This window comes from Streptomyces lancefieldiae (assembly GCF_031845825.1).
Classification (GTDB): domain Bacteria; phylum Actinomycetota; class Actinomycetes; order Streptomycetales; family Streptomycetaceae; genus Streptomyces; species Streptomyces lancefieldiae.
This window is the reverse complement of record NZ_JAVRFH010000012.1, coordinates 1-11,609: the sequence shown is the minus strand read 5'-3', so window position 1 is coordinate 11,609 and position 11,609 is coordinate 1. Positions and strand designations below refer to the sequence as shown.

Sequence of the window (11,609 nt, the reverse complement as noted above, 5' to 3'; positions counted from 1 at the left end):
CCCCCATGAGTCGGTACCTCTGTCTGACCGACCTGCGAAGTTAGCACGGCGACTGACGGTTAACCAGGGACACGTGGGGTCCGGGGGCACCTCGTCCGGCCGAGATGCCCCCTGAGGGGCAACTCGGCCGAAAACGTGTGCCACACCCGGACGGCAGGGTGGCTACAGCCGCGGGTCCACCGGCTCCGACTCCAGCGCCAGCACGCCGAACACCGCCTCGTGCACGCGCCACAGCGGCTCGCCGTCCGCCAGACGGTCCAGGGCCTCCAGGCCGAGGGCGTACTCGCGGATCGCCAGGGACCGCTTGTGGTTGAGGAACCTGTGCCGCAGCCGGGCGAGGTTGTCGGGGCGCGTGTACTCCGGGCCGTAGATGATCCGCAGGTACTCGCGGCCCCGGCACTTGATGCCGGGCTGCACCAGGCGGCCCCTGGCGTCGCGGACCAGCGCGCCGGCCGGCTTGACGACCATGCCCTCGCCGCCGCGGCCGGTCATCTCCAGCCACCAGTCGACGCCGGCGCGGACCGACTCGGGGTCGCCGGTGTCGACGTGGAGCCGCCGGGTGGTCTGCAGCAGGCCGCTGCCGTCGTGCTCCACGAGCCGGTCGATCAGGGCGAGCTGCTCGTCGTGCGGCAGGGCGGCGAGGCTGCGGCCCTGCGCGGCCAGGATCTGGAACGGGGCCAGGCGGACGCCGTCCAGGCCGTCGGTGGGCCAGCAGTAACGGCGGTAGGCGTCGGTGAACGCGGCGGCGTCGGCGGACCGGGCACGCTGGCGGGCCAGCAGCTCAAAGACGTCGACGCCGCGCGCCGCGGCGCCCTCCAGCGCGGCCAGCGCGCCCGGGAACACCGCCCCGGAGGCGGCGCCCACGGCGGCGTACTGGGAGCGCAGCAGGCCGGAGGCCTTCAGCGACCACGGCATCAGCTCGGCGTCCAGCAGCAGCCAGTCGGTGGACAGCTCGTCCCACAGACCGGCCTCGCCGATCGCGGTGCGCAGCCGGTCGAGGACCGCCTCGGTGAGGGACGCGTCGTCGAGGAAGGGGCGGCCGGTGCGGGTGTACAGGGAGCCTGTCGGGCCGTCCACCCCGAAGCGGGCGCGCGCCGCGTCCGCGTCGCGGCAGACCAGCACCACCGCCCGGGAGCCCATGTGCTTCTCCTCGCACACGACCCGCGCCACGCCGTCCGCCGCGTACTGGGCGAAGGCCTCCTTCGGGTGCTCCAGGTAGCCGTCCACCCCCGAGGTGGCGGTCGGTGCCATGGTCGGCGGCAGGTACGGCAGCAGCCTCGGGTCGGTGGCGAAGCGGCTCATGACCTCCAGGGCCGCCGCCCCGTTCTCCTCCCGTACGGTGATCCGCCCGGCGTGCCGGGTCTCCACCACCCGGCGCCCGTGCACGTCCGCCAGGTCCAGCGGCCGGCCGTCGTGTCCGCCGGGGGCCTCGGTGCGCAGCGGCCTGGCCGGCTCGTACCAGACCCGCTCGGCGGGTACGTCGACCAGTTCGCGCTCCGGCCAGCGCAGCGCGGTCAGCCTGCCGCCGAAGACGGCGCCGGTGTCCAGGCAGATGGTGTTGTTGAGCCAGGTGGCCTCGGGGACCGGGGTGTGGCCGTAGACGACGGCGGCGCGGCCCCGGTAGTCCTCGGCCCACGGGTAGCGCACCGGCAGGCCGAACTCGTCGGTCTCGCCGGTGGTTTCGCCGTACAGGGCGTGGCTGCGGACCCGGCCGGAGGTGCGGCCGTGGTACTTCTCCGGCAGACCGGCGTGGCAGACCACGAGCCGGCCGCCGTCGAGGACGTAGTGGCTGACCAGGCCGTCGATGAACTCCCGTACCTCGGCGCGGAACTCGTCGCTCTCGTCGTCCATCTGCCCGATGGTCTCGGCGAGTCCGTGGGTGTGCTGGACCTTGCGGCCCTTCAGGTACCGGCCGTACTTGTTCTCGTGGTTGCCGGGGACGCACAGGGCGTTGCCCGACTTCACCATCGCCATCACGCGACGCAGTACGCCGGGGCTGTCCGGGCCGCGGTCGACGAGGTCGCCGACGAAGACGGCGGTGCGTCCCTCGGGGTGGACGCCGTCGGTGTAGCCGAGCTTGCCGAGCAGGGTCTCCAGTTCGGCGGCGCAGCCGTGGATGTCACCGATGATGTCGAAGGGACCGGTGAGGTGGGTGAGGTCGTTGAACCGCTTCTCGGTGACGACGGTGGCCTGCTCGATCTCCTCGACGCCGCGCAGGACGTGCACCTTGCGGAAGCCCTCGCGCTCCAGGTGGCGCAGGGAGCGGCGGAGTTCGCGGGTGTGGCGCTGGATGACCCGGCGGGGCATGTCGGCCCGGTCGGTGCGGGTGGCGTTGCGCTCGGCGCAGACCTGTTCGGGGACGTCGAGGACGAGGGCGATCGGCAGGACGTCGTGCTTCCTGGCCAGTTCGATCAGCTGCCGCCGGGCGTCCTGCTGCACGTTCGTGGCGTCGACGACGGTGCGGCGGCCGGCGGCGAGCCGCTTGCCGGCGATGTAGTGCAGGACGTCGAAGGCGTCCCGGCTGGCGCTCTGGTCGTTCTCGTCGTCGGCGACCAGGCCCCGGCAGAAGTCGGAGGAGATGACCTCGGTGGGCTTGAAGTGGCGCCGGGCGAAGGTGGACTTGCCGGAGCCGGAGGCACCGATCAGCACGACCAGGGACAGGTCGGTGACGGGGAGGGCACGGGCCCTCGGGCGGGTGTCGGTGGTGGTGCTCATGCGGCCTTCGCCTCCTTCTCGGTCGCGGCCTCGGTGGTGAACACGGCCATCTGGGTGGGCGGGCCCACCTCGGGGTCGTCGGGGCCGACGGGGCGGAACCCGACGTCGTAGCCGTGGCGTTCGGCGACCGTCCGCGCCCAGGTGCGGAACTCCTCGCGGGTCCACTCGAAGCGGTGGTCGCGGTGGCGGACGTGGCCGGCCGGGAGGGTCTCCCAGCGGACGTTGTACTCGACGTTCGGCGTGGTGACGACGACGGTGCGGGGACGGGCGGAGCCGAACACGGCGTACTCCAGGGCCGGCAGCCGGGGCGGGTCGACGTGCTCGATCACCTCGCTGAGCACGGCGGCGTCGTAGCCCGCCAGCCGCTTGTCGGTGTAGGCCAGGGAACCCTGGAAGAGGTTCACGCGCGCGGCCTGCCGCTCGCCCATGCGGTCCAGCTTGAGCCGCCGGGAGGCGATGGTGAGCGCGCGCACGGACACGTCCACGCCGACGATCTCGGTGAAGCGCGGCTCCTTGAGCAGCTCGCGCACCAGGTGCCCCTCGCCGCAGCCGAGGTCGAGGACGCGGGCGGCGGAGTTGTCCCGGAGCGCGGTGAGGATCGCCTCGCGGCGGTGCACGGCGAGCGGGGTGGGCTTCTCCTCCTGCTCGGCCTCCGCCTCGACGGCGTTGTCGATCTCCTCGACGTCGCTGTCGTCGGTCTCGGCGAGCCGGACCAGCTCCAGCCGGTCCATCGCCTCGCGGGTCAGGGACCAGCGGCGGGACAGGTAGCGGCTGGTGATCAGCTTCTGCTCCGGGTGGCCGGGCAGCCAGCCCTCGCCGGCCCGCAGCAGCTTGTCGACCTCGTCCGGGGAGACCCAGTAGTGCTTGGCGTCGTCGAGCACCGGGAGGAGGACGTACAGGTGGCGCAGGGCCTCGGCGAGGGTGAGGGTCGTGGACTCCAGGAGGAGGCGGACGTAGCGCGAGTCGCCCCACTCGGGGAACTCGGTGTCCAGCGGGACCGTCTCGACGGTGACCGCCCAGCCGAGCGGCTCGAAGAGGCGGCGTACGAGGCCGGGGCCGCCGCGGGCGGGCAGCGCCGGGACCTCGACGCGCAGCGGCAGCGGCTGGGCCGCCCGCTCCGGGCGGGCCTTGCACACGCCGCGCATCGCGCTGGAGAAGACGTTGCTCAGCGCGACGGCTAGGAGCGAGGAGGCGGCGTAGGGGCGGTCGTTGACGTACTGCGCGAGTGCCGCGTCGGGGGCGCCGCCCCGGCCCTTGCCCTTGCCGCGCCTCACCAGCGCCACCGCGTCGACCTCCAGCAGCAGCGCCGCCGTGCAGCGCTGCTCCTCCGCCTCCGGGTAGAGCACGTGGGCCGTGCCGAAGGAGGTGGAGAACGCCTGCGCCTTCTCGGGATGCTTGTGCAGCAGGAAACCGAGGTCGGTCGCGGGGTGCTCGGGGGTGCCTGTGGTGGTGAGGGTCAGGAACATGGGAGGGCCTCTCCGGCCGGGTGGAAGTGACGAGGTGCCGTACGCGCGGGAGCCCCCAGGGTGGTTGATCCCGGGGGGCTCCGGCAGGACGACGGTCACACCATCGCACAGGGCGGGTGACCGGCGCCTTCGGTTATTCGGCGGGCGGCGTCACGGCATCCGGCGTCATGTCAGCTGGGTCTGGACCTGGGTGGAGATCAGCTCCAGGTGGTCCAGGTCGTCGAGGTCGAGGATCTGGAGGTAGATCCGCTGTGCGCCGACGGCGGCGTAGCGGCCGATCTTGTCGACGACCTCGGCCGGGGTACCCGCCAGGCCGTTGGCCTTCAGCTCGTCGACCTCGCGGCCGATCACGGCGGCCCGTCGGGCGACCTCGGCGTCGTCCTTGCCGACGCAGGCGACGAGGGCGTTGGAGTAGGTGAGGGCGCCGGCACCGCGGCCGGCCTCCTCCGCGGCGGCCCGCACCCGGCCGAACTGGCGCTCGGTGTCCTCGACCGACGCGAACGGGATGTTGAACTCGTCGGCGTACCGGGCGGCCAGACGCGGGGTGCGGGTGGCACCGTGGCCGCCGATGAGCACGGGGACCTTCGCCTGCGTGGGCTTGGGCAGCGCGGGCGACTCGGTGAGGTCGTAGAACTTCCCGTGGAAGTCGAAGGTCTTGCCGGGCTCCGTGGCCCACAGACCGGTGACGATCGCAAGCTGCTCTTCCAGGCGGGCGAACTTCTCCTTCGGGAAGGGAATGCCGTACGCCCTGTGCTCCTCCTCGAACCAGCCGGCGCCCAGGCCCAGCTCGATGCGGCCGCCCGACATCTGGTCGACCTGAGCGACCTGGATGGCGAGCACGCCGGGCAGTCGGAAGGTACCGGCGGTCATGAGGGTGCCGAGCCGGATGCGCTTGGTCTCGCGGGCGAGTCCGGCGAGGGTGATCCAGGCGTCGGTGGGGCCGGGGAGGCCGTCCACGGAGCCCATGCGGAGATAGTGGTCGCTGCGGAAGAAGGCGTCGAAGCCGAGGTCCTCGGTGGCCTTCGCCACGGCGAGCAAGGTGTCGTAGGTGGCCCCCTGCTGGGGCTCGGTGAAGATACGGAGATCCATGTCTCCATCCTGCCTGCTCGGTCCCGGTGTGCCGGACAGGCTCTCCCCGGCCCGGCGCATCCGCGCGTCGGCCGAGGCGAGGTGTGCGGTGGAGCGGTCGGCGGCTCGCCGGGTCCGGGCTAGCCCGCCGCCCGCTGCGGTAACTCCGCGTCCCGGTCCGGTGTCACCGCGTCCCGGTCCGCCAGTTTGCGCAGCATCTCCAGGACCCGGTCGCGCGACTCGTCCGTCGCGTCGATGGCCTCCATGCACTGCCAGTACGTGGCCTCGTCGTCCGCGGCGCAGGCCGCCCCGACCAGGGCGATGCCGGTCTCGCCGAGCAGGGTGCCCAGGCGCATCAGGGCCTGGCGGGCGTCGCCCAGTTCGGTGAGCTGGGCCGCGCGCAGTTCGCCCGGGGCCAGCTCCGGGGTGCGCAGCACTCCGCAGCCCCGGCCGGCCAGCTCGGTCAACCCGATGGCCTCGCCGCGTAGTTCGGGTGGCCCGTGGACCGCCAGCCGACTGCCGATCGCCCGCGCCAGGGCCTGCACCTGCCACACCTCCGTCAGGATGTCCGGCACCTGGCCGCCGACGGCCAGGGCGCGCCCACTCGTCACGATGAGCCGCACAGCGTCCATGCGCTGCCCCCGTCTGTCCGACGCGCTCGCGGCGCGTCCGCCCGAACTCCGCTGTTCACTACCCAGAGTGAAGGTGTGTGGGACGAAAAGCTAGAGGAAGGCGGAAATCTTCGGACAACAAATTGGTTTCTGGCATGTCTTTGGCTGCGGAGAGTGATAACGGAGGTCGTGACTCCTCCCTCTTCAGTCCGCCCCCGGTGCGGGGAACCGGGTCTCGTTCCGCTCGATCTTCGCCTCCAGGGCAGCCAGTGGATCGACGTCGAGCACCTCGCAGAACTGGAGCAGATACGCCAGCACGTCGGCGACCTCGTCCCGGACACGGTGCGCGGTGTCCGGGTCGGTCATCACGCGGGCCGACTGCTCGGGCGTCAACCACTGGAAGATCTCGACGAGTTCGGCGGCCTCCACGCTGAGCGCGGCGGCGAGGTTCTTGGGGGTGTGGTACGGCTGCCAGTTGCGCGCGGCGGCGAACTCGGCCAGCCTGCGCCGCAACGCCGCCAGGTCGGGGGAAGGGTGGGGATGATCGGTCACGCGTCCAGGTGTACCACCGTGACGCCGTCCGCCCCGGCCGTCCACGAGGCGTCGGCGACCGCCGCGACGAGGCGGACGTGCCCGCGGTCGCACATCCGGCCCGCCAGCCGGAGCAGTTCCGCGCGCTGCCGCACGTCCAGACCGCGGTCGAAGCCGTCGGCGAGGACGGTGAGCGTCTGTAACGCGGCGGGGACCTCGCCGGCTGGGTCGACCTCCAGCACGCCGGGGCCGGTGAACAGCACCAACGCGAGGGCGAGGTAGCGCAGCTCGCCGTAGCCGAGCCGTGCGAGGCCGGTGCGGACGCCGTCGCCCCGGTCCAGCAGGGCGCGGACCACGCCGCCGACGACCGGTTCGGCCAGGACGTCCGTGACGGGGCCGGCGCACCCGGCGCGTACCGCGGCGACGAACTGCGCGTGCCGCCGGCCGCACTCGGCGCGGGTGCGCCACAGCACGTCGGCGAGGTTGTCGCAGCCGCCGAGCAGGTGGCCGGAGCCGGTGGGCACGGGTTCCCGCATCCGGCCCGGCCGCGGATCGCAGGCGAAGACGGAACGCAGGGCGACCACCATCTGCTCGGCCGCGGCGAGCACCCTGCGCTGCCCGTCCGTCTTGCCGGCCACCCGCAGCGGCAGCAGCGGGGTGCCGAGCCGGTCGTCCGGCAGCGGGGCCCGCGTCACCGGCGCCGGTCCGGCGGTGTGCCAGGCGGCCTGCACGGCACGGCGGCCCGGGTCGCGCAGGGCGGTCTGCAGCAGCACGACGCCGTCCGCCGTCAACCGCTCCCCCACGATGCGCAGCTCGGGCTCCGCCTGCACCGCGACGTCCAGGTGGACCGGGCCCTCGGCTCCGTCGGCCGTGCAGCCGATGCGGAAGCCGCGGCGGTGCTGGGCGTCGGGCCGGGCCCGCTCGGGCACGCAGGCGACCGGGTCGGCGAAGACCGCGCCGAGTTCGGCGCCGCCCCCGAGCCGGGCGAGGGCGTCGTAGGCCCGCAGGGCGGTGGTCTTGCCGCAGCCGCTGGGCCCGGCGAGCACGGTGAGCGGGCCGAACCGCACCACGGCGCGCCGGTGCCCGGCGAAGGCGGACAGCCGCAGCTCCGTGACGCGGGGCCGGTCCGGGTGGGGCCGAGCGGGGGCGGCGGACACCATTGACGCAGTCGACACGGCCATGAGCGGACCGTAGAAGTCCGCAGAAGTCCGTCTTCCTGGCGAACCGTTCCGTCCGGACGACTTTCCTACGATCGGGGGACGCGGCCGTCAGGGCCGACGCGGCCCGTCACACCTGGGAACCCGTGCGGTGGCAGCCGTGCCGGCCACCGCACGGCACCGCCCCGCACGGCATCGCCCCACACCGCCCCGCACGGCATCGCACCGCCGGTCCCGTCACATTCCCGGAACCCCCGCCGCGCCCTCCATCAGCCCGTTGACCTCGGTCCCTGCCGGGGTCAGCAGGAAGACGTTGCGGTCGACCCGGTGCATGCCGCTGGCCAGGCCGAAGACGACTCCCGTACTGAAGTCCAGTACCCGCTTGGCGACCTCGCCCTCGGCGCTGGTCAGGTCCAGGAGGACCGGAATGCCCGCCATCAGGGTCTCGGCGACCTCGCGGGCGTCCGCGAACACATTGACCCTCAGGACGACGAAACGGCGACGTGTCTCCGTCTCCGCCTCCGGCAGCGCCCGGTGGCCGACCGCGGACGGCCAGGCGTCGCGCCCGCGCAACGGAACGACCTGGGCGAGCCCTTCCCACTGTTCATCGGTGACGTCGTGGCTGTTCACCGGCTCCCCCGATTTCACTCGCCTTCATTGCCTGCACCAGCCAATTCTTACGCCAAGTCACCCGTTCGGCCCAACAGCGACACGGTCCGCGACGCTCCGTGTCCGGTGGTTGCCGCGGCGAGCACCGGGTACTCAGCGACGGCCGCGCCACGCAGCGCGGGTGCCGTTGCCGCGCCGACACCTGACAGGAGGGCCCCTCATGGGTGCGCTGGAAATGCCCGAGCCCGTCGTCCGCGAAGGCGCGCCGGCGCCCTTGGACCTGCGGGGGCTGGAGGCGAGGCTGCGCGAGCGGGTCGACGGCGAGGTCCGGTTCGACGCCGGGAGCCGGGCCGCGTACTCCACGGACGCCTCGAACTTCCGGCAGACGCCCCTCGGCGTCGTCGTCCCGCGCACCCCCGAGGCCGGCGCGGAGGCGGTGGCCGTGGCGCGGGAGTTCGGTGCGCCGGTCCTGTCGCGCGGCGGCGGGACGAGCCTGGCCGGGCAGTGCACCAACGCCGGTGTGGTCCTCGACTGGTCGAAGTACTGCACGCGCCTGGAGTCCGTGGACGCCGACGCCCGCACCTGTGTCGTGCAGCCCGGGATCGTGCTGGACGACCTCAACCGGCGGCTGGCGCCGCAGGGCCTGCGCTTCGGCCCGGAGCCCGCCACCCACGCCAACTGCACCCTCGGCGGCATGATCGGCAACAACTCCTGCGGCGCCACCGCGCAGGCGCACGGCAAGGTCGTCGACAACATCGCCCGCCTGGAGGTGCTGCTCTACGACGGCACCCGCTTCTGGTGCGGGGAGACCGACGACGAGGAGTACGCCACGATCGAGCGGCAGGGCGATCTGCGGGCGACCGTCTACCGGCGGCTGCGGGCCCTGCGCGACACCTACGCGGACGAGATCCGCCGGCGGTTCCCGGACATCCCGCGCCGGGTCTCCGGCTACAACCTGGACTCGCTGCTGCCCGAGTACGGCTTCGACGTGGCGGGCCTGCTGGTGGGCAGCGAGTCGACGCTGGTCACCGTCTTGCGGGCGGAGCTGGAGCTGGTGCCGGTGGTGCGGGAACGGACCCTGGTGGTGCTGGGCTTCGACTCCGTCGACAAGGCCGCGGACGCGGTGCCCGACATCCTGCCGCACGAGCCGATCGCGCTGGAGGGCGTCGACGCCCGGCTGGTCCGCGACGAGCGGATCAAGCACCTCAACGAGAAGGCGCTCGCCGAGATGCCCGACGGGAACGCCTACCTGATGGTGCAGTTCGGCGGCGACACCGCGCAGGAGGCGGACGCGCGGGCGCACCGGATGCTGGCGGCGGTGCACCGCTCCGAGCACGACGCGGACTGCGCGTTCCTGGACGACCCGGCACACGAGGAGGCCCTCTGGCAGGTCCGTGAGGCCGGTCTCGGCGCCACCGCCCACATCCCGGGCAGGGCCGACACCTTCGAGGGCTGGGAGGACTCCGCGGTCGCCCCGGAGAAACTCGGCGACTACCTGCGACGCCTGCGCGCGCTGTACGAGGAGTTCGGCTACCTGAGCGACACCGGGCCCAGCCTGTACGGGCACTTCGGGCATGGCTGCGTGCACACCCGGATCCCGTTCGACCTGTACACCGCGGACGGCGTGGCGGCGTACCGGGGGTTCATGGAGCGGGCGGCCGACCTGGTCGTCGAGTTCGGCGGGTCGCTGTCCGGCGAGCACGGGGACGGGCAGAGCCGGGGCGAGCTGCTGCCGCGGATGTTCGGCGACCGGCTCGTCGAGGCCTTCGGGCGGCTGAAGGCCGTCTTCGACCCGCTGGACCGGATGAACCCGGGGAAGGTGGTCGCACCGTACGGACTGGACGAGAACCTGCGTCTGGGCGGCGACTGGGCCCCGTACGAGCCCCGCGACCTGCGCTTCCGCTTTCCGCACGACGGCGGGTCGTTCGCGCAGGCCGCCAACCGGTGCGTCGGCGTCGGCAAGTGCCGGCAGCACACCAGCGACGGCACCGTGATGTGTCCGTCGTACCAGGTGACCCGGGAGGAGGAGCACTCCACGCGGGGCCGGGCCCGGCTGCTGTTCGAGATGCTCGACGGGCACGGGGACGGTGCGATCCGGGACGGCTGGCGCTCGGAGGCGGTCCGGGACGCCCTCGATCTGTGCCTGGCCTGCAAGGGGTGCAAGAAGGACTGTCCGGCGGACGTGGACATGGCCACGTACAAGGCGGAGTTCCTGTCCCACCACTACGCGGGCCGGCCGTGGCGCAGGCCGCGTTCCGACTGGTCGCTGGGCTGGCTGCCGGTGCTCGCCCGGGTCGTGGGCCGCACCCGACTCGCGCCGGTCGTCAACGCGCTCACGCACGCCCCGCTGCTGTCGCGGGCCGCGGTGGCGGTGGCGGGGGTGGCGGACCGGGAGGTGCCGCTGTTCGCCGAGCAGACGTTCGAGCAGTGGTTCGCCCGGCACGAGCCGCAGGGGGGTGGGGAGCGCGGGACCGTGCTGCTGTGGCCGGACACCTTCACCAACCATTTCCACCCGCACATCGGACGGGCGGCGGTACGGGTGCTGGAGCAGGCCGGCTGGCGGGTGGAGCTGCCGGCCGAGGCGCTGTGCTGCGGGCTGACGTGGATCTCCACCGGGCAGCTCGGGACGGCGGAGCGGGTCCTGGCCCGGACCGTGCGCGGCCTGGCCGCCCATGTGCGGGCGGGCGGTCTGGTGGTGGCCCTGGAACCGAGCTGCGCGGCCGTGTTCCGGTCGGACGCGGCGGAGATGTTCCCCGGCGACCAGGACGTGCTCCGGCTGCGCGAGCGGACGGTCACCCTGGCGGAGCTGCTCACCGAGCACTCCCCGGGCTACGAGCCGCCGCGGGTGCCCGAGCGGTCGGCGCGGGCGTTGGCCCAGGTGCACTGCCACCAGCACGCGGTACTCGGCTGGGACGCCGACCGGGAACTGCTGCGCCGCGCGGGGGTGGACGCCGAGCGGCTGGACTCCGGCTGCTGCGGGCTGGCCGGCAACTTCGGCTTCGAGCGCGGCCATCTGGACGTCAGCGAGGCCTGCGCGGAGCGGGTGCTGCTGCCACGGCTGCGGGCGGAGGACGAGGCGACGGTCGTGCTCGCGGACGGGTTCAGCTGCCGTACCCAGATCCACGAGTTCGACAGTGGCGGCCACGAGGGCGTGCACCTGGCGGAGTTGCTCGCCTCGGCGCTGCCCGGTGCCGCGGGCGACACGGACGTCCCCGGCAGCGCCTACGGCACCGCACCGGGCGCCCGCCCGACAGCCCCCGGACGCCGCGCCAAGGCCCTCGCCCTCGCCGGCACGGGGCTGGCCGCCCTCGGCGCGGCGGCAGCATTGACGCGCTGCGCGCGGCGCCACTGAGCCCCGGAGCGCGCCCGGACCGGGCCGACCGCCGGCCGAAACCCGCCCAGGCAACGCACCCGGCACCCACCCGCCCGCCCCCGGACCCCGCGCCAAGGCC

Annotated in this window: 8 protein-coding genes; 1 reads left to right on the top strand and 7 read right to left on the bottom strand. The window is 73.5% G+C overall.

All coding sequences use genetic code 11. From position 1 onward, the window contains the following. Positions 1-162 precede the first annotated feature (162 nt). The 7 genes from RM812_RS14545 to RM812_RS14515 all read right to left on the bottom strand — a co-directional run bounded on the left by RM812_RS14545 (position 163) and on the right by RM812_RS14515 (position 8,178). Entirely contained in the window at positions 163-2,715 is a 2,553-nt protein-coding gene (locus RM812_RS14545; protein ID WP_311572944.1) for a polynucleotide kinase-phosphatase, read from the bottom strand. Next, a complete protein-coding gene (locus RM812_RS14540; protein WP_311572943.1) occupies positions 2,712-4,181 on the bottom strand; it encodes a 3' terminal RNA ribose 2'-O-methyltransferase Hen1 in 1,470 nt (489 codons plus the stop codon). Before RM812_RS14540 ends, RM812_RS14545 begins: the two co-directional genes overlap by 4 nt. Positions 4,182-4,346: 165 nt before the next feature. Further along, entirely contained in the window at positions 4,347-5,270 is a 924-nt protein-coding gene (locus RM812_RS14535; protein ID WP_311572942.1) for an LLM class F420-dependent oxidoreductase, read from the bottom strand. Positions 5,271-5,389: 119 nt separating this feature from the next. Beyond that, positions 5,390-5,881: a DUF6099 family protein gene (locus RM812_RS14530; RefSeq protein ID WP_311572941.1), complete on the bottom strand. Its 492-nt coding sequence runs from the start codon at positions 5,879-5,881 to the stop codon at positions 5,390-5,392. Positions 5,882-6,064: 183 nt separating this feature from the next. Next, complete coding sequence (locus RM812_RS14525) at positions 6,065-6,412, bottom strand: nucleotide pyrophosphohydrolase (RefSeq protein ID WP_311572940.1); 348 nt, start codon at positions 6,410-6,412, stop codon at positions 6,065-6,067. Further along, positions 6,409-7,572: an ATP-binding protein gene (locus RM812_RS14520; protein WP_311572939.1), complete on the bottom strand. Its 1,164-nt coding sequence runs from the start codon at positions 7,570-7,572 to the stop codon at positions 6,409-6,411. The genes RM812_RS14525 and RM812_RS14520 overlap by 4 nt, the downstream gene beginning before the upstream one ends. Positions 7,573-7,785: 213 nt before the next feature. Next, entirely contained in the window at positions 7,786-8,178 is a 393-nt protein-coding gene (locus tag RM812_RS14515) for a cell division protein SepF (protein ID WP_311572938.1), read from the bottom strand. Positions 8,179-8,377: 199 nt separating this feature from the next. Here RM812_RS14515 and RM812_RS14510 point away from each other — a divergent pair, with 199 nt between their 5' ends. Beyond that, positions 8,378-11,509, top strand: coding sequence for an FAD-binding and (Fe-S)-binding domain-containing protein (locus RM812_RS14510; protein WP_311572937.1), 3,132 nt, complete (start codon positions 8,378-8,380; stop codon positions 11,507-11,509). Positions 11,510-11,609: the final 100 nt, after the last annotated feature.